General features: G+C 73.0%; 18 protein-coding genes. 11 read left to right on the top strand and 7 right to left on the bottom strand.

Features of this window, described 5'->3' with window-relative positions; genetic code table 11:
* The first annotated feature begins 75 nt into the window (after positions 1-75).
* Both Pdca_RS31175 and Pdca_RS31170 read left to right on the top strand, forming a co-directional pair.
* Complete coding sequence (locus Pdca_RS31175; protein ID WP_085910414.1) at positions 76-1,368, top strand: acyl-CoA dehydrogenase family protein; 1,293 nt, start codon at positions 76-78, stop codon at positions 1,366-1,368.
* Complete coding sequence (locus Pdca_RS31170; protein WP_085910415.1) at positions 1,365-2,387, top strand: phosphotransferase family protein; 1,023 nt, start codon at positions 1,365-1,367, stop codon at positions 2,385-2,387. Before Pdca_RS31175 ends, Pdca_RS31170 begins: the two co-directional genes overlap by 4 nt.
* Positions 2,388-2,443: 56 nt before the next feature.
* Here Pdca_RS31170 and Pdca_RS31165 read toward each other — a convergent pair whose 3' ends face one another.
* From Pdca_RS31165 to Pdca_RS31155, 3 genes are all read right to left on the bottom strand, one after another.
* Complete coding sequence (locus Pdca_RS31165; protein WP_373865536.1) at positions 2,444-2,683, bottom strand: CsbD family protein; 240 nt, start codon at positions 2,681-2,683, stop codon at positions 2,444-2,446.
* Between the two features lie 50 nt (positions 2,684-2,733).
* The gene (locus Pdca_RS31160; RefSeq protein ID WP_158092021.1) at positions 2,734-3,153 is read right to left on the bottom strand and encodes a CBS domain-containing protein; all 420 of its coding nucleotides are present in this window, start codon (positions 3,151-3,153) and stop codon (positions 2,734-2,736) included.
* An 89-nt stretch (positions 3,154-3,242) separates the two neighbouring features.
* Entirely contained in the window at positions 3,243-3,839 is a 597-nt protein-coding gene (locus tag Pdca_RS31155) for a carboxymuconolactone decarboxylase family protein (protein ID WP_158092022.1), read from the bottom strand.
* An 88-nt stretch (positions 3,840-3,927) separates the two neighbouring features.
* Here Pdca_RS31155 and Pdca_RS31150 point away from each other — a divergent pair, with 88 nt between their 5' ends.
* From Pdca_RS31150 to hppD, 4 genes are all read left to right on the top strand, one after another.
* Positions 3,928-4,890, top strand: a complete 963-nt coding sequence (locus Pdca_RS31150; protein ID WP_085910419.1) for an MBL fold metallo-hydrolase — start codon at positions 3,928-3,930, stop codon at positions 4,888-4,890.
* On the top strand, positions 4,890-6,515 hold the full coding sequence (locus Pdca_RS31145; RefSeq protein ID WP_085910420.1) for an FAD-dependent monooxygenase: 1,626 nt from the start codon (positions 4,890-4,892) through the stop codon (positions 6,513-6,515). The genes Pdca_RS31150 and Pdca_RS31145 overlap by 1 nt, the downstream gene beginning before the upstream one ends.
* Positions 6,490-7,689: a homogentisate 1,2-dioxygenase gene (locus tag Pdca_RS31140; protein WP_085910421.1), complete on the top strand. Its 1,200-nt coding sequence runs from the start codon at positions 6,490-6,492 to the stop codon at positions 7,687-7,689. The genes Pdca_RS31145 and Pdca_RS31140 overlap by 26 nt, the downstream gene beginning before the upstream one ends.
* A 149-nt stretch (positions 7,690-7,838) precedes the next feature.
* Entirely contained in the window at positions 7,839-9,032 is a 1,194-nt protein-coding gene (hppD, locus tag Pdca_RS31135) for a 4-hydroxyphenylpyruvate dioxygenase (RefSeq protein ID WP_085910422.1), read from the top strand.
* Positions 9,033-9,057: 25 nt separating this feature from the next.
* Here hppD and Pdca_RS31130 read toward each other — a convergent pair whose 3' ends face one another.
* Complete coding sequence (locus Pdca_RS31130; protein WP_085910423.1) at positions 9,058-10,452, bottom strand: amidase; 1,395 nt, start codon at positions 10,450-10,452, stop codon at positions 9,058-9,060.
* Between the two features lie 68 nt (positions 10,453-10,520).
* Positions 10,521-11,387: a LuxR C-terminal-related transcriptional regulator gene (locus Pdca_RS31125; protein ID WP_158092023.1), complete on the bottom strand. Its 867-nt coding sequence runs from the start codon at positions 11,385-11,387 to the stop codon at positions 10,521-10,523.
* Positions 11,388-11,617: 230 nt separating this feature from the next.
* Between Pdca_RS31125 and Pdca_RS31120 the strand changes: the two genes are divergently transcribed.
* Both Pdca_RS31120 and Pdca_RS31115 read left to right on the top strand, forming a co-directional pair.
* On the top strand, positions 11,618-12,979 hold the full coding sequence (locus Pdca_RS31120; protein ID WP_085910425.1) for an MFS transporter: 1,362 nt from the start codon (positions 11,618-11,620) through the stop codon (positions 12,977-12,979).
* Complete coding sequence (locus tag Pdca_RS31115; protein WP_085910426.1) at positions 12,976-14,685, top strand: AMP-binding protein; 1,710 nt, start codon at positions 12,976-12,978, stop codon at positions 14,683-14,685. The genes Pdca_RS31120 and Pdca_RS31115 overlap by 4 nt, the downstream gene beginning before the upstream one ends.
* Positions 14,686-14,711: 26 nt before the next feature.
* Here the strand turns inward: Pdca_RS31115 and Pdca_RS31110 are convergent, their stop codons facing one another.
* Positions 14,712-15,332 (bottom strand): DedA family protein, encoded by a 621-nt coding sequence (locus tag Pdca_RS31110; RefSeq protein ID WP_085910427.1) that lies wholly within the window; start codon positions 15,330-15,332, stop codon positions 14,712-14,714.
* Positions 15,333-15,637: 305 nt separating this feature from the next.
* Here Pdca_RS31110 and Pdca_RS35870 point away from each other — a divergent pair, with 305 nt between their 5' ends.
* Positions 15,638-15,781: a hypothetical protein gene (locus Pdca_RS35870; RefSeq protein ID WP_158092024.1), complete on the top strand. Its 144-nt coding sequence runs from the start codon at positions 15,638-15,640 to the stop codon at positions 15,779-15,781.
* Positions 15,782-15,793: 12 nt separating this feature from the next.
* On the opposite strand, the gene Pdca_RS31105 is transcribed toward Pdca_RS35870, so the two are convergent.
* A complete protein-coding gene (locus tag Pdca_RS31105) occupies positions 15,794-16,282 on the bottom strand; it encodes a MarR family winged helix-turn-helix transcriptional regulator (RefSeq protein WP_085910428.1) in 489 nt (162 codons plus the stop codon).
* A gap of 83 nt (positions 16,283-16,365) precedes the next feature.
* On the opposite strand from Pdca_RS31105, the gene Pdca_RS31100 reads away from it, so the two are divergent.
* Entirely contained in the window at positions 16,366-17,472 is a 1,107-nt protein-coding gene (locus Pdca_RS31100) for an LLM class flavin-dependent oxidoreductase (RefSeq protein ID WP_085910429.1), read from the top strand.
* A 50-nt stretch (positions 17,473-17,522) separates the two neighbouring features.
* Entirely contained in the window at positions 17,523-18,032 is a 510-nt protein-coding gene (locus Pdca_RS31095) for a VOC family protein (RefSeq protein WP_085910430.1), read from the top strand.
* Positions 18,033-18,047 lie beyond the last annotated feature (15 nt).

Genomic DNA, 18,047 nt, shown 5'->3' with positions numbered 1-18,047 from the left:
GCAGCATCTTGCGTAGACCAGCGGACATGGTGGCTAATCACTGGCTAATACCTATTAGCCGAACAAGGAGGAGAGATGGCCGTCGACTTCGAGCCGGATCCGTTGGTCGCCGAGCTCGCCGCCCGTACCGCCCGGTTCGTCCGGGAGGAGGTGATCCCGATCGAGGTGGCGAACGACGGCGTCGCCGGGTCCGAGCAGGTCCGCCGCGAGCTGCAGGCCGGCGCCCGCGCGGCCGGGGTGTTCGCGCCGCACGCGGCCGAGGAGTTCGGCGGTCACGGCCTCGACATGCGCGGGCGCGCCACGGTGTTCGAGGAGGCCGGCTACTCGCTGCTCGGCCCGATCGCGCTGAACATCGCCGCCCCGGACGAGGGCAACGTGCACATGCTGGAGCAGATCGCGAGCGACGAGCAGAAGGCGCGCTACCTCGCCCCGCTCGCGGCGGGCGACGTGCGGTCCTGCTTCGCGATGACCGAGCCGGCCCCCGGCGCCGGATCCGATCCGGACGCGCTGAGCACCACCGCGACCCGGGTGCCCGGCGGCTGGCGGATCGACGGCCGCAAGTGGTTCATCACCGGCGCCGACGGCGCCGGCTTCGCGATCGTGATGGCCCGCACCGCGGGCGTCCCCGGCGACCGTGGCGGCGCCACGATGTTCCTGGTCGACGCCGACAACCCGGGCATGCGGATCGGCAGGCACATCCCGACGCTCGACGAGTCCCTGCACGGCGGGCATCTCGAGGTCACCTTCGACGACTGCCGGATCGGTGACGACGCCGTGCTCGGCGAGGTCGACCAGGGCTACCGCTACGCCCAGGTGCGGCTCGGCCCGGCCCGGATGACGCACTGCATGCGCTGGCTCGGGATCGCCCGCCGGGCCCAGGACATCGCGGTGGCGCACGCGTCACGGCGGCGGCTGTTCGGGTCCCGGCTCGGCGACCTCGGCATGGCCCAGGCGATGATCGCCGACAACGAGATCGACGTCTCGGCCGCCCGCGGGCTGATCCTGCGGGCCTGCTGGGAGCTGGACCGGGGCAGGCACGCCGGGACCGAGGTGTCGGTCGCGAAGGTCTTCACCGCCGAGGCCGTGTGGCGGGTGGTGGACCGGTCGCTGCAGCTCTGCGGGTCGCTCGGCGTCTCCGGGGACGTGCTGCTGGGCCGGTTCCTGCGCGAGGTGCGACCGTTCCGGATCTACGACGGCCCGTCCGAGACGCACCGCTGGTCGATCGCCCGCCGGGTGGTCGGCCGGGCCGCGGCAGCCGCGGACAGCGCCGCGGACGCAGCTGTGGACAGCGCTGTGGGCGCAACTGTGAACGGAACTGCGAACGGAACTGCCGCGGGTGGGACGGCCGGACCGGCGGGCGCGCGGTGAGCGGCCCGGACGGGCTCGACCTGGTCGCGCTGGACCGCTTCCTGACCGATCACGTCGAGGGCTACCGGGGCGGGGTCACCGCGGAGCTGGTCTCCGGGGGCCGCTCCAACCTGACCTACCGGGTGACCGACGGCGCCGCCACCTGGATCCTGCGTCGCCCGCCGCTGGGCACGCTCACCCCGTCGGCGCACGACATGGGCCGGGAGTTCCGGTTCGTCGCCGCGCTGGCCGGCTCCGGCGTCCCGGTCGCCCCGGCCGTCGCACTCGCCGACGAGTCGGTGCTCGGGGTGCCGTTCGCGCTGACCGGGTTCGTCGACGGGATCGTGGTGCGCGGCGAGGCAGACCTGGCCGGTTGGTCCGACGCGATGGTCCGGGACTGCGCGTTCGCGCTGGTCGACACGCTCGCGGCGCTGCACGCCGTGGACGTGACCGCGGATCCGGTCGCCGGGCTCGGGAAGCCCACCGGCTACCTGCGCCGTCAGGTCGACCGCTGGTACTCGCAGTGGCAGCGGGTGCGCACCCGGGATCTGCCCGACGTCGACACACTGCATGCCCTGCTCGACGCGTCCTGCCCGGCGGAGAGCGCCGCGGCGGTGGTGCACGGCGACTTCCGGATCGACAACGCCATCCTGGATCGGGCGGACCCGTCCCGGGTGCTCGCCGTCGTCGACTGGGAGATGGCCACCCTCGGCGACCCGCTCGCCGATCTCGCCCTGCACACCGTCTACCGGGACGAGGTGTTCGCGCCGGTGCTGGCCGGGACGGCCGCCTCGACCAGCGCCCGGATGCCGGCCCCCGACGAGCTGGTCGCCCGGTACACCGCGGTGTCGCAGCGGGAGCCGCGGGACTGGGCGTTCCACCGCGGACTGGCCTACCTGAAGATCGCGGTGATCGCCGAGGGCATCCACGAGCGGCACCTGCGCGGCGACACCCGCGGAGAGGGGTTCGAGGGCATCGGCGACGCGACGGCTCCGCTGGTCGCCGCGGGCCTGACCGCGGCCCGGGGATCCGCCGGCTGACGAGGCGCGCGAGCCCGCGGAACCCCGGCCGGGGTTCCGCGGGCGGCCCGAGCGGATCAGTCCTTGCTGAATGCGTCCTTGACGTTCGAGGCCGCGTCCTTGACCTTCTCGCCGGCGTCCTTCAGCGAGGCCTTGCTCTGCTCGGCCTTGCCCTCGACGCGGAGCTCGTTGTCACCCGTCGCCTCGCCGGCCTTCTCCTTGGCGACGCCGGCGGCGTTCTCGGCCTTGTTCTTGATCTTGTCGGTGAACGACACGATGACCTCCTGGGGGTTGCCTGCGAGAGTGGGAGTGCCCAACCGGGCACTCCCTCACACGGATGTGGTGCTGATCACCGGATCGGGTGGGCTCAGCCGAGCCCGGCGCGCTCCCGCTCCCGGGCGCGGATGCCCTCGTCGGAGCAGAAACCGCGACCGGTCCGCTTCAGGCAGAGCAGCCCGCGCAGCCGGCCGTCGTCGCCGACCACCGCGAGCCTGCGCCGGCCCTCGCGAGCCATGCCGTCCCAGGTGTCCCGCAGGTCGGCGGCCGGGCCGACGGTCCGGCCGGCCAGCCCGCCGGCCGCTACGGCCGGTGCGTCGCCGGCGAGCCCGGCCAGGTCCGCCCGCTCCACGACGGCGCGCAGCAGTCCGCCCTCGACCACCAGCAGCGCGTGCACCTTCGGCCTGCCGAACAGCTCCCGGGCCTGCGCGACCGTCGTCGCCGGTCCACAGGTCTTCGGGAAGGTGTGCATGGCGGAGGCGACGGTCTGCCCCACGACGGTCCCGGTCACGCTGCTCCCCTCGCTCGGCGTCCGGCGTTCCCCACCAGCATCCGCGTTCGCGGCCACCCGCGGTAGGCCGGGCGGTGTGCGCATTCCCCTCACTGCGGGCGGAAAACCGCCAGCGCCCCGGCGAGCATCGCGTAGTAGCCGGTCAGCCACACCAGCGCGGCGAGGGTGTCCCGGCCGAGCGCCTGCAGCGCCGCGGCGTACCGGTCGTCGTCGAGGTCGCGGGTGACCAGCAGGGTCCGGACGACGTCCAGCGCGGCCGCCTCGGCGTCGTCCAGACCGTCCGGGACGGCGCCGTCGAGCAGCGCCTGGAGCTGATGGGCGGACAGGCCGGTCTCCCGGGCGAGACCCTCGTGCGCGGCCCACTCGAACGCGCTGCGGTGGTGCACGGCGACGGCGAGCACGGCCAGCTCGCGCAGCCGGGGCGGGAGATCGTCGTCGAACCGCAGGGCCGCGCCGACCTGCTGGACGGCGTCCCCGATCCGGGGGGAGAACAGCATCACCCCGAACGGCCCGAGCAGCCGGTCCCGCTCGTCGGTCAGCGGCACCCGGGCCTGCGCCTTCCGCGGGCCGGTGGCGATCCGGGCGTGCAGCGCGGCCCGCGCGGGATCGAGTCCGGCCGGGTCGAGCGGGTGGGTGCGGGGCCGGCCGGCCGGCTCGGGGCGGCCATGCAGGTCGTCGGGCGTCACCGTCGAAGAGTAGGGCGCCGACCGCTGGCGCAACCGGCCCCGGCGCCGGGAGTATCGGGGGCGACACCGTCGTCCGGGAGGTCCCGTCATGGCCAAGCCGTTCGCCTCGTCCGCGGACACCGCAGCGAAGGAACAGACCCTCGAAGTGCTCGCCGACGGCGTCTACGCGCTGACCGCCGACGGCGACCCGAACATCGGCGCGATCGAGGGCGAGGACTTCCTGGTCTGCTTCGAGGCGCTCGCGACCCCGGTCGCCGCCCGGAAGTGGCTGGCCCGGCTACGGGAGCACACCGACAAACCGGTGCGCTACCTGGCCCTGAGCCACTATCACGCGGTACGAGTGCTCGGCGCCGCCGCGTTCGACGCGCAGACGATCCTCGCGCACCGGGCCACCGCCGAGCTCATCGACGAGCGCGGCCTGCAGGACTGGGAGAGCGAGTTCGCCCGGATGCCGCGCCTGGCCGAGGCCGCCGACTCGGTGCCCGGCCTGACCCACCCGACCCTGACCTTCGCCGACCGGCTGAGCATCGACCTCGGCGGCGACCGCGGCGAGCTGGTGCTGGCCCATCACGGTCGTGGGCACACCGAAGGCGACATCGTGGCCTGGCTGCCGCGGCACCGGATCCTGTTCGCCGGCGATCTGGTCGAGGCCCGGGCCGCGCTCTACACCGGCGACGCGTTCCACCGGGACTGGTCGACAAGCACCCTGGACGCGATCCACGGCTACCGGGCCGAGCAGCTCGTCGGCGGTCGCGGCGCGGTCAGCCGGGGCCGCGCCGAGGTGGACGCCGCGATCGCCCAGACCCGGCACTTCCTGCAGGTCATGCTCGACGAGGTGGGCGCTGTGCAGCGCCGGGGCGGGACGCTGCGGGAAGCGTTCGACGCCACCCACGCCGCCCTGGTCGACGACTACGGGCACTGGCCGATCTTCGAGCACTGCCTGCCGTTCGACGTCTCCCGGCTGTGGGACGAGCTGTCCGGGATCGAACGCCCGATCATCTGGACGGCCGAACGCGACCAGGAGGTCTGGGCGCAGCTGCAGGACGCCTGATGTGGCCGCACGAGCCGGTACTGGTGGTCGGTGCCGGTCCGGTCGGGCAGACGGTGGCGCTGCTGCTGGCCCGCTGGGGGGTGCCGTCGGTGCTGCTGGAGCGGCGCCCCGCGCGCGACGCCGCCGGATCCAGGGCGATCTGCCAGCACCGGGACGCGCTGGACCTGTGGGAGGCGGTCGGCGCCGGCCGGCGGATCGCCGACGAGGGGATCACCTGGACGACCGCCCGGACGTTCCACCGCGACGCCGAGATCTTCAGCCACACCCTGACCGATCCCGGCCACTCGCCGTTCCCGCCGTTCGTGAACATCTCGCAGAGCCGCACCGAACAGCTGCTCGACGAGCGCATCGCCGCCGCCCCGCTGGTCGATCTGCGCTGGTCGCACGAGGTCACCGGCCTTGTCCAGGACGCCGACGGCGTCACCGCGCGCACCCGGGCAGGCGAGCTCCGGGGCTCCTACCTGGTGCTCTGCTCCGGGGCGCACAGCGGTGGGCTGCGCCGCGGGCTCGGGATCGCCTTCGACGGGCACAGCTTCGACGACCGGTTCCTGATCTGCGACGTCCGCGCCGAGCTGCCCGGCCGGGCAGCCGAGCGGTGGTTCCACTTCGACCCGGCGGCGAACCCGGGCCGGCAGATCCTGGTGCATCCCTGCCCGGACTCGACGTTCCGGATCGACTGGCAGGTGTCCTCCGACGTCGCCCCGGAGAGCGAGACCGCGCCGGAGGCGCTGCACGAGCGGATCCGCCGGGTGCTCGGTGACGTGCCGTTCGAGGTGCTGTGGTCGTCGGTCTACCGGTTCCACGCGCGGCTCGCGGACCGGATGCGCGCCGGGCGGGTGCTGCTCGCCGGGGACGCGGCGCACCTGATGTCGCCGTTCGGGGCACGCGGGCTGAACTCGGGCGTCGCGGACGCCGAGAACGCGGCCTGGAAGATCGCTTGGACCGGGTACGGCCGAGCCTCGCAGGAGCTGCTGGAGACCTACCACGACGAGCGGCACGCGGCGGCCCGGGAGAACCTGGCGGTGACGGCGGCGACGATGGACTTCCTGGTCCCGCCGGACGCGGAGCGGGCCCGGCACCGCGCCGACGTGCTCGCCCGGGCGGCGGGCGATCCGGCGGCTCGCGCGCTGGTGGACTCGGGCCGGCTCAGCGAGCCGTTCCGGTACGTCGGGTCGCCGCTGACGACTCCGGATCCCACCCGGCCGGCCGCCGGTCGACCGGCCCGCGGCACGGCACCGCCCGCCGCACCGGGCGTCCTGGTGCCGGACACCCCGCTGACCCTCCCGGACGGCACGACCACCCGGCTCCGCGCCGTCGCCCGGGACGGGTTCCTGCTGCTCGGCACGGCCGGAGCCGATCTCGATGCGGTCCGCGCCGCCGCGGGTACCGCGCCGGACCCGGTCCGGGTGCTGCCGGTCGAACCCGGATCGGCGGTGGCACGAGTGCTCGAGAGCCGGCCCGGCGAGCTGTGGCTGCTGCGCCCGGACGCGCACGTGGCCGCCGTCCTGCAGCGACCCGGGCGCGCCGAGACGCTCGCCGCACTCGACCGCGCCACCGCGCGGACCGGCCCACCGATCCCCACCGGGGAGGAGACGACCGATGGCGTACTACCGCAGAGCCGGTGAGATCCCGCCGAAGCGGCACACCCAGCACCGCGCCGCCGACGGGACGCTGTACCGCGAGGAGCTGATGGGGGAGGAGGGCTTCTCCTCGGACTCGTCGCTGCTGTACCACCGCGGGGTGCCGTCGGCGATCGTCGACGCGTCCCCCTGGGACCCGCCGGACCAGGAGCTCACCGGGAACCGGCCGCTGATCCCGCGGCACCTGCGGCTGCACGGGCTCGGTGCGGCGGACTGGAAGGCGGTCGATCCGGTCACCGGGCGGCGGCTGGTGCTCGGCAACGCCGACGTCCGGATCTCCTACGTCGTCGCGGGGGAGACCTCGCCGCTCTACCGCAACGCCGTCGGCGACGAGTGCGTGTACGTCGAGTCCGGCGCCGCCGTGGTGGAGACGGTGTTCGGCGCGGTCGACGCCCGCGAGGGCGACTACGTGATCCTCCCGCGGTCCACCACGCACCGCTGGGTGCCGACCGGCTCGGACCCGCTGCGGCTCTACGCGATCGAGGCGAGCTCGCACATCGGGCCGCCGGCCCGCTACCTGTCCCGCTACGGCCAGCTGCTCGAACACGCCCCGTACTGCGAGCGCGACCTGCACGGGCCGGACGGCCCGCTGCTGGCGGACGGCACCGACGTCGAGGTCCTGGTCAAGCACCGCGGCGGGGAGCACGGCATCACCGGGACCCGGCACGTCGTGCCCACCCACCCGTTCGACGTCGTCGGCTGGGACGGCTGCCTGTACCCGTACACCGTCAACGTCGCCGACTTCGAGCCGATCACCGGCCGGGTGCACCAGCCGCCGCCGGTGCACCAGATCTTCGAGGGCCGCAATTTCGTGATCTGCAACTTCGTGCCGCGCAAGGTCGACTACCACCCGCTGGCGGTGCCGGTGCCGTACTACCACTCCAATGTGGACTCCGACGAGGTGATGTTCTACTGCGGCGGCGACTACGAGGCCCGCAAGGGCTCGGGGATCGGGCAGGGCTCGATCTCGCTGCACCCGGGCGGCCACTCGCACGGCCCGCAGCCCGGCGCGGTCGAGCGGTCGCTCGGCGCGGAGTACTTCGACGAGCTCGCCGTCATGGTCGACACCTTCGCGCCGCTGGCGCTCGGCGAGGGTGGACGGGCGGTGGAGGATCCGGCCTACGCCTGGAGCTGGGCCGGGCGCGGCCCGGGAGTGTGACGGCACGCTCCTGGGCTGCATGCCCGGTGAACCGGGTGTTCTCCCGGGCTGAACTGGGCGGTGGTACCAGCAGCAGATGGGCTGGTTGCCGAGTTCGTCGGGCTGAGGTGTCCTCGGTGCACACCCGAGCACCCACCGGAGGTGACCCGATGACCGTCGAGCACACCCTCACCGACGCCGAACGGCTGGCCGAGCTGGACGCCGACGCCCTGCGCCGCCTGGTCGGCCTGGTCGAGCACGACGACTCGCACGATCCGTTCCCGGTGACCGGCTGGGACGCGGTGATCTGGGCGGTCGGCAACGCGACCCAGGCCGCCCTGACCCACCAGGTCGTGTACGGGATGGAGCTGGTCGCCTACTCCGGCCCGGAGACCGGCAACCGCGACCACCAGGCCTACGTGCTGCGCTCCGGGGCGGTCCGGTTCGAGCTGCGCGGCGCCGTCGACCCGGTCAGCCCGGTCGCCGACCACCACCGCGCGCACGGCGACGGCATCGTCGACATCGCCATCGAGGTGCCCGATGTGGACCGCTGCATCGACCACGCCCGCGCACACGGCGCCACCGTGCTCGTCGAACCGCACGACGCCACCGACGAGCACGGCACCGTCCGTACCGCCGCGATCGCGACCTACGGCGACACCCGGCACACCCTCGTCGACCGCTCCCGCTACACCGGCCCCTACCTGCCCGGATACGTCGCCCGGTCGTCCACGGTGGCCCGCGGGCCGCGGCTGTTCCAGGCGCTCGATCACGTCGTCGGCAACGTCGAGCTCGGCCGGATGGACACCTGGGTCGACTTCTACCGCCGGATCATGGGCTTCACCAACATGGCCGAGTTCGTCGGCGAGGACATCGCGACCGAGTACTCGGCGCTGATGAGCAAGGTCGTCGCCAGCGGCAACCACCGGGTGAAGTTCCCGCTAAACGAGCCGTCGCCGGGCAGGCGGCGCTCGCAGATCGACGAGTACCTGCAGTTCTACGGCGGCCCCGGCGTCCAGCACCTGGCGCTCGCCACGAACGACATCCTGCGCACCGTCGACGAGCTCCGCGCCCGCGGCGTCGAGTTCCTCGACACCCCCGCCGCCTACTACGACGATCCGGACCTGCGCGCCCGCATCGGGCAGGTCCGGGTGCCGATCGACGAGCTGCGCTCGCGCGGGATCCTGGTCGACCGCGACGAGGACGGCTACCTGCTGCAGATCTTCACCAAGCCGGTGGGGGACCGGCCGACCGTGTTCTTCGAGCTGATCGAGCGGCACGGCTCGCTGGGCTTCGGCAAGGGCAACTTCAAGGCCCTGTTCGAGGCGATCGAGCGGGAACAGGAGCGCCGCGGCAACGTGTGAGCGCCGGCTCGGACCTGGAAGCCGCTCAGCCCTGGATCCGCGGCCACGGCCGGTCGGACTCCAGCGCGAACGCCAGCTCCAGCAGGGTGCGCTCGTCCCCGGCGGCGGTGGACAGGTGCACCCCCAGCGGCAGCCCGTTGGCCGCCGTCCCGGCAGGTACCGCGATCGCCGGTGCGCCCGCGACGTTGCACAGCGGGGTGAACGCCACGTAGTCGAGCAGCCGCCGGGTGAGCTCGTCGAACCCGACCGTGGGGCTCAGCCACCCGATCTCCGGAGGGGTGTGCGCCAGCACCGGTGAGAGCAGCACGTCGTGCCGGGTGAACAGCTCGGTGTAGGACTGCGCGACCCGGCGCAGCCGGTGCAGGAAAACCGGGGTGCGGGCCATCGCCTTGCGGTAGTGGTCGGCCAGGCCGTGGGTGAGCGCGTCCAGCCGCTCCGGGTCGAACGTGCGGCCGTGCAGCCATCGCCCGCCGGTGACCACCGAGAACGCGAGCAGTCCCCAGTAGTCCAGGAAGTCATCGACGAACCGGGAGCCGATCCCGGTCGTCGCCGGCTCCACCAGGTGCCCCTGCTTGCCGAGCAGCTCCGCCATCTCGGTGACCGCGGTCCGGGTCTCGGCGTCGATCTGCGCACCGGTCGGGGAGTCCAGGACCAGGCCGATCCGCAGCCGGCGCCGGGCCGGGCCCTCGACCAGGCCGACCGGCGGCAGCGCCGGATTGCGGCGGTACCGGTCGGCGGCGGCGAGGAAGGTCGCGGTGTCGCGCACCGACCGGGAGACGATCCCGTCGGCGACCAGGTCGATCGGCATCCGGGCGCCGTTCGCGTTCGGCGCGAGCCTGCCCCGGGTCGGCTTCAACCCGACCAGCCCGCAGGCCGCCGCCGGGATCCGGATCGATCCGCCGCCGTCGTTCGCGTGCGCCACCGGCACCACCCCGGCGGCGACCAGCGCGGCCGACCCGCCGGACGACGCCCCGGCCGAGAACCGGGGATCCCACGGATTGCGGGTCGGCTCGGCGACGGCGTACTCGGTGGAGGCGTTCAGGCCGTACTCGGGCATCCGGGTCAGGCCCAGCACGTCCAACCCGGTCGCCAGCAGTTGCCGGGTGACCTCGGCGTGCTCCCGCGCCGGTGCCGGGACGTACGCGGTGGTGCCGTTGCCGACCGGCCAGCCGCGGACGTCGGTGTTGTCCTTGACCAGGGTGGGGACGCCCGCGAGCGGTCCGGCCCGCTCCCCGGACACCGGATCGGCGATCCGGTCCAGGGCCAGGCCGCGCAGCTGCGGATCCACCAGCGCGGCCCGCTCGGCGACCGCGTTCCGCAGCTCGGCGGCGGAGGTCTCGCGCCGTCGGACCCGATCCGCCAGCTCGACGGCGTCGGCATCACCCAGAGCGTCGTCGGAGAACGCATGCACCCGGCTCATGTCTGGGCATCATGCTCCCCGGCGCCGTTCCACGGTCGCAGGACCCACCCCGTCCCCGGCGGCGCTCCTCAGAGGAGGCCGGCGGAGCGGGCGGCGAGGACGGCCTTCGTCCGGTTGTGCACGCCGAGCTTGCGCATCGCGCTGCGCAGGTAGGTCTTCACCGTGTCCACCGCCAGACCCATGTCGGCGGCGATCTCGGCGTTGCTCGCACCGACCGCCACCAGCCGCAACGCCTCGGCCTCCCGCGGAGCGAGCAGGGTCCCCGGGGGTGCGTCCGGGGACGGCCGGGAACCGGCGAGCGCCCGGTGGATCTGGTCGAGCTTGGCCCGCAGCCCCGGATCGGCGGTCGTGCGGGCGAGCACCGCCAGCTCGTCGAGCGCCGTGCTGCGCTCCGAACCCGCCCCGCCACCCGGGCCGGGGGTGGCCGGTTCCAGCATCGCGGTCACGTCCCGGGCGACCTGCGTGGCGATCGCACCGGTCCGGCGGACCGCGACGTCCCCGATCGGTCGGTCCTCACGGACGGCCCCGTAGACCATCCCGCGGACCGCCCCGCCCACCATGATCGGATAGGCGAGGATCGAGGTCAGCTTCTCGTACTCGACGACCGGCAGGTCGTAGTCGTGGGTGATCCCGGACGTCGACGCGTAGTCGTTCACCCGGCACGGACGCTTGCGCAGCATCGCGACGCCGCCGAGGCCACGCCCGGACACCACGTCGAGCTGGCGCAGCGAGTCGCCCAGCGTGCCCGCGAGCCGGGTGATCGTGAGCTTCTGCCCGGTCACCGCGCTCCGGGTCGCGCCCCCGAAGACCACCGGCAGGCCGGTGCTGCGGTGCAGCTCGCCGAGCCGCCGCGCCAGCGAGGCCTCGAGCGACCGGGCCACGACGTCCTCGGACGCGTCGGCGGCCGCTGTCCACGCCGGATCACCGTCGACCACGGGTGCCCTCCATCGGTGCGCGCGAATGTGCTTCTCATCCGCGTCCCGGATGCGTTGTCGCATGTGTCCCGGTCGGCGTCAAGCCGCCTGCGGCACCACTACCCCCCGAAGTGGGTATCCCTACTTCAGTGGGTAGCGGCGCTGCGGGCCGCTCGGTGACTCTCTCGTCCACCCATCGGGCTCGACCCCACCGTGGCCGATCCCCCATCCGCTCGACGAGGAGCCCAGCCATGTCCGACGCGTCCCCACCGGAGACGACGAAGCCGGTCCCACTCCGCAGGGTCGCCGCGGCCAGCTGCGCCGGCACGACGATCGAGTTCTACGACTTCTTCATCTACGGCACCGCTGCGGCGCTGGTCTTCCCGACGGTCTTCTTCCCGGCGCTCGGCGCGACCGCGGGCACCGTCGCGTCGTTCGCGACGTTCGCCGTCGCGTTCTTCGCCCGCCCGGTCGGCGCCGTCATCTTCGGCCACTACGGCGACCGGATCGGCCGCAAGCGCACGCTGATCTCGACCCTGCTGATGATGGGGATCGCGACCGTCCTGATCGGTCTGCTGCCCCCGGCGGAGACGATCGGCGTCGCCGCACCGCTGATCCTGGTGTTCCTGCGCTTCTGCCAGGGCTTCGCCGTCGGCGGTGAGTGGGCCGGCGCGACCCTGCTGACCGCGGAGTACGCACCCAAGGAGAAGCGCGGCTTCTACGGGGTGTTCCCGCAGCTCGGCCCGGCGATCGCGTTCGCGCTGTCGTCCGGCACCTTCCTGGTCACCGGGCTGATCATGGGCGACGACGACGACGCCTTCCTGACCTACGGCTGGCGGATCCCGTTCATCCTCTCGATCGCCCTGGTCGGCGTCGGGCTCTGGGTGCGGCTGTCGATCGAGGAGACCCCGGCGTTCAAGGACGCGCAGCGGCGGGCGAAGTCCGAGGCCGCCACCCTGGACCGCAGCAAGCGGCTGCCGTTCCTGGAGGCCGTCCGCGCCCAGCCGCGCGAGGTCATGCTGTCGGCCGGCGCGCTGACCATGCTGTTCGCGTTCTTCTACATGGGCACCGCCTATCTGACCGCCTACGGCACCAACCCGGACGGTGCCGCGCTGTCCCGCCCGGTCGTCCTGAGCCTGGGCATCGGCGCCTCGGTGATCTTCGGTGCCGGCATCGTGATCTCCGGGATCCTGTCCGACCGCTTCGGGCGGCGGAACGTCATCCGGGTCTCCTGCATCGCAGGCATCGTCTGGGCGCTCGCGCTGTTCCCGGTGCTGGACATCGGGACGCCGCTGGCCTTCGGGATCGGCCTCTCGGTCACCCTGGTGATCTTCTCGGTCTCCTACGGGCCGGCCGGGTCGTACCTGCCGGAGCTGTTCGCGGCCAAGCACCGCTACACCGGCGCCGGGCTCGGCTACAACCTCGCGGGCGTCTTCGGTGGCGCCATCCCGCCACTGCTCGCACCCGGCCTGGCCGCGTCGTTCGGCAGCGTCGCGATCGGCGTGATGCTCTCGGTCACCGCGGTCATCTCGCTGATCAGCGTCTCGATGCTGCGTGAGACCCGCAACCGCGCCCTGGAACACGAGATCGAGCGGACGGAGACGCCGGCATGAACACCAACCACGAGATCCTCCGGGACGCGCGGGACCGGCTCGTCGCGCTGCACGGCGAGCACGAGAAGGCGGTCGCCGACTTCCGCTGGCCCGAGCTCTCCGGCCCGTTCCAGTGGGCCCACGACTGGTTCGACGTGATCGCCGAGGGCGACGACCGGCCGGCGTTGCAGATCGTCGAGGAGGACGGCGGCGCCGGCTCCTGGAGCTTCGACGAGCTGCGCCGCCGCTCCAACCGGGTCGCCCGCTGGCTCGCCTCGCACGGTGTCTCGCGCGGCGACAGCGTGCTGGTCATGCTCGGCAACCGGGTCGAGCTGTGGGAGTCGATGCTCGCCGTCATGAAGCTCGGCGCGGTCATCATGCCGACCACGACGGCGCTCGGGGCGGTCGACCTGCCCGGCCGGCTCGAACGCGGCGACGCCAGATTCGTGATCGCCGACGTCTCCTGCGCGGACCGGTTCGAGGGCCTGCACGACGGCCGGGTGCTGGTGGCCGTCGGCGGATCGGCGCCGGGCTGGCTGGACTACACCGACGCGGACACCGCGCCGGCCGCGGAGGCCGAGGCCCCGCTCGAGCACCCCGGCACCACCGCCGAGGACCGGCTGCTCCTCTACTTCACCTCCGGCACGACCAGCCGGCCCAAGCTGGTCGAGCACACCCAGGCGTCCTACCCGGTGGGGCACCTGAGCACGATGTACTGGCTGGGGCTCGCCCCGGGCGACGTGCACCTGAACATCAGCTCGCCGGGCTGGGCGAAGCACGCCTGGAGCTGCTTCTTCGCCCCGTGGATCGCCGGGGCGACGATCTTCCTCTACAACTACACCCGGTTCGACGCCGCGGCGCTGCTCGGGACGCTGCGTACCCGGCAGGTCACCACGTTCTGCGCGCCGCCCACCGTGTGGCGGATGCTGATCAAGGCGGACCTGTCCGGCGGGCCCGGATCGTTGCGCGAGGTGATCGCGGCGGGCGAGCCGCTGAACCCGGAGATCATCGAGCAGGTCCGGCAGCACTGGGGGCTGACCCTGCGCGACGGGTTCGGGCAGACCGAGACCACCGCGTCGGTCGGCAACACCCCCGGCTCACCGGTCAAGCCCGGGTCGATGGGGCGTCCGCTGCCCGGCGTCCCGGTGGTGCTCGTCGACGAGACCACCGGCGAGGTCTCGGACACCGAGGGCGAGATCTGCATCGACCTGGCCCGGCGCCCGATCAGCCTGATGACCGGCTACCTGGACATGCCCGAGCGGACCGCGGAGGCGATGGCCGGCGGCTTCTACCACACCGGGGACACCGCGACCCGGGACGCCGAGGGCTACCTGTTCTACGTCGGACGCACCGACGACGTGTTCAAGGCGTCGGACTACAAGGTCTCCCCGTTCGAGCTGGAGAGCGTGCTGGTGGAGCATCCGGCGGTGCTGGAGGCGGCCGTGGTGCCGCAGCCGGATCCGGTGCGGCTGGCGGTGCCCAAGGCGTACGTGGCGCTGGCCCCCGGCTTCGAGCCGACCCGGGAGACGGCACTGGGGATCCTCGCGCACGCCCGCGCGAACCTGGCCCCCTATCTGCGGGTGCGGCGGCTGGAGTTCGCGGAGCTGCCGAAGACGATCTCCGGGAAGATCCGCCGGGTCGAGCTGCGCACGCGCGAGACGGACGACCCGGGTGCGGTCGCCGCCGTCGAGTGGCGCGACGACGCGTTCCCCGAGCTGCGGGGCTGACGCGGGCCGTCGGCGCGCGCGGCTCCTCAGCGGGCGTGCACGCGCCGGCGGCCGGCGGTGGCCCGGACGATCACCAGCCTGCCCAGCACGAGTGCCACCCCGACCGCGATCCCGGCGACGAGCAGCAGCCACGGCCGGCTCTCCAGGTCGGCGGCGAGCCGGTCGCCCGCCGCGTACCCGATGCCGACGAGCACCGCGGCCCGCACCGCGGTCGCCGGGATCACCCAGGACAGGAAGCGCTGGTAGCCGACGTTCGCCAGGCCGGCAGCGAGATAGGCGGGGATCGCGCCGATGTCGACGAGCTTGGCCCCGATCACGATCCGGGGCAGGTGCGTGTGCACCTCGCGGGTGAGGGCCTCGCGGCGGGCGTCGGTCAGCCCGAGCCGGACCAGCACCCGCGCGACGGCCGGCCGGTCGCCGTGCCTGCCGAGTGCGTAGAGCAGGGTGTCGCCGACGACGTCCGCGACCACCGCTGCCAGCCAGACTCCCCACCAGGGCAGCTGCCCGGCCCCGGCCAGCGCGGCCGCGGCGACGGTGACCACCGGACCCTCGAGGAACGCTCCGAGGCCGATCACGAGGAGCGACCGGATCGGCGCAGCCGGAATCGCGGCCAGCAACGCGGCCACGGTGTCCGACAGTCCGATCACGCAAGCCTCCGATCAGGTACCACCCGGAAATGGTGCCCTGCCCCCCGATGCGGCCGGACGCCGCCCCGTGCCACCGGGCCGGACGCCACCCGTCACCACGTGTGACGTCCCGGGGGTGGGACAGGTTCCCCCGGTCGGCGCAGGAGCGGCCGGACGGGCGTCGATGCCACGTCCGATCGGTCGAGTGTCATCGGCCGACCAGCCCTGGTGGGCGCCGTTGCCCGCTGCACCGATGATGGCACCGGACGCGCCGCCCGGCACGCCGGTGGTGTCCCTGTGGGTGTGCGCGGTGCAATTCTGGGGCGGTGCTGCTGTGGCTCGAGCTCCTCGTCGCCGCCCTCGTCCTCGCGGGCGGGGTGGCCCTGCTCGTCGTGGGGGCGCTGGTGACCGGCGTGATCGTGGTGCTGCTCGGCGGGGTGTGGGTGGGTTCCTGCGTGCGCAGGCTCTGAACGCTCCCGCGCTCAGCGCCGCGCCCGGTCCGGTTGCGCCCGGTCCGATCGTGCCCGGTCCAGCTGTGCTCCGACGGTGCCGGCGATCCGGGCGAGTGCGTCCACGTCGTCGTCGGTGAGGATGTCGAAGACCAGCTCGCGGACCGATTCCACGTGACCGGGTGCGGCCTCCTCGATGGCGGCCCGCCCCTGCTCGGTGAGTACGACGAAGTTGCCGCGGCCGTCGTCGTCGCACTCCTCGCGGGTGATCAGCCCGCGCCGCTGCATCCGCGCCAGGTGATGGGACAGCCTGCTCTTCTCCCACTCCAGCGAGCTCGCCAGCTCCAGTACCCGGACCCGCTCGTCCGGCCGGTCGGTGAGCGCCACCAGCACGTCGAAGTCCGCGATCGAGAGCCCCGACTCGGCCTGCAGCCTGCGGTGCAGCTCGGCCTGCAATCTCGCCTGCATCCGCAGGTACCCCCGCCACGCCGCCTGCTCGCGGTCGTCCAGCCACCGTGTCACGGGCCCAGCCTACCGGAATAGTTGACGCGTCATCTATGTTGGGAGAGAATGTAGATGACAGATCAACCATCTCGGAGGTAGTCGTGCAGTTCGGAATCTTCTCGGTCAGCGACATCACGACCGACCCGACCACGGGCCGGACGCCGACCGAAGCGCAGCGGATCTCCGACGTCATCGCCATCGCACGCAAGGCCGAAGAGGTCGGGCTGGACGTGTTCGCGCTCGGCGAGCACCACAACCCGCCGTTCTTCTCGTCCTCGCCGACGACGACGCTGGGCTACATCGCGGCGCTGACCGAGCGGCTCCAGCTGTCCACCGCGACCACGCTGATCACCACGAACGACCCGGTGAAGATCGCCGAGGACTACGCGATGCTGCAGCACCTGTCCGGTGGGCGGATCGATCTGACGCTCGGCCGCGGCAACACCGGCCCGGTGTACCCGTGGTTCGGCCAGGACATCCGGCAGGGGATGAACCTCGCCATCGAGAACTACGCGCTGCTGCGCAGGCTCTGGGACACCGAGGTGGTCGACTGGGAGGGGCGCTTCCGCACCCCGCTGCAGGGGTTCACCTCGACCCCGCGCCCGCTCGACGACGTCGCGCCGTTCGTCTGGCACGGCTCGATCCGCAGCCCGGAGATCGCGGAGCAGGCCGCCTTCTACGGCGACGGCTTCTTCCACAACCACATCTTCTGGCCGGCGTCGCACACCAAGCGGATGGTCGAGTTCTACCGCAAGCGCTGGGAGCACCACGGCCACGGCCTGGCCGAGAAGGCGATCGTCGGGCTCGGCGGTCAGGTGTTCATGCGGTCCAACTCGCAGGACGCGGTGCGCGAGTTCCGGCCCTACTTCGACAACGCGCCGGTCTACGGGCACGGGCCGTCGCTGGAGGACTTCACCCGGGAGACCCCGCTGACCGTCGGCAGCCCGCAGCAGGTCATCGACCGGACCCTCGGGTTCCGCGACTACGTCGGTGACTACCAGCGCCAGCTGTTCCTGATCGACCACGCCGGCCTGCCGCTGAAGACCGTGCTGGAGCAGCTGGACATCCTCGGTGAGGAGGTCGTGCCGGTGCTGCGCAAGGAGTTCGCGGCGCTGCGCGGGCCCGGCGTGCCGGACGCGCCGACGCACGCCACGCTGGTCGCGGCGAAGGCCGCGGGCACCCAGGACAAGGAGACGGAGGCCGCCTGACGGCCGTCGTCCTCGCACACCGTCACCGCACTGCTGAAGGGATGAGCATCATGAGCTCCACCGAAGCCGGCACCGGCGTCCCGGCCCTCGACGCCGAGCGCGACCGGATCCGCCGGACGCACCTGAAGCCCACCGGCGAGCGGCCGTCGTCGACCGCCCGCGGGCTGCACCACACCGCGCTGGTCAGCTCGGACGTCGAGCGGACCGTGCGCTTCTACCAGGACGTGCTCGGGTTCCCGCTGACCGAGCTGATCGAGAACCGGGACTACCCGGGCTCGTCGCACTTCTTCTTCGACATCGGCAACGGGAACCTGCTCGCGTTCTTCGACTTCCCGGGGCTCGACGTGGGCCCGTACGCCGAGGTGCTCGGCGGGCTGCACCACATCGCGATCAGCGTCGAGCCGCAGCGGTGGGAGGCGCTCGTCGCGAGCCTGACCGCCGCCGGCGTCGAGCACGAGGTGCACTCCGGGGTCTCGGTCTACTTCCGCGATCCCGACGGTGCCCGGATCGAGCTGATCGCCGACCCGCTCGGCGAGATGTACGGCGAGCACGTTCTTTAGTGCCAGTGCTTCAGT

It is taken from the genome of Pseudonocardia autotrophica (genome assembly GCF_003945385.1).
Classification (GTDB): Bacteria; Actinomycetota; Actinomycetes; order Mycobacteriales; family Pseudonocardiaceae; genus Pseudonocardia; species Pseudonocardia autotrophica.
The sequence above is the reverse complement of the archived record's forward strand: the minus strand, read 5'-3'. Positions and strand labels throughout refer to the sequence as shown.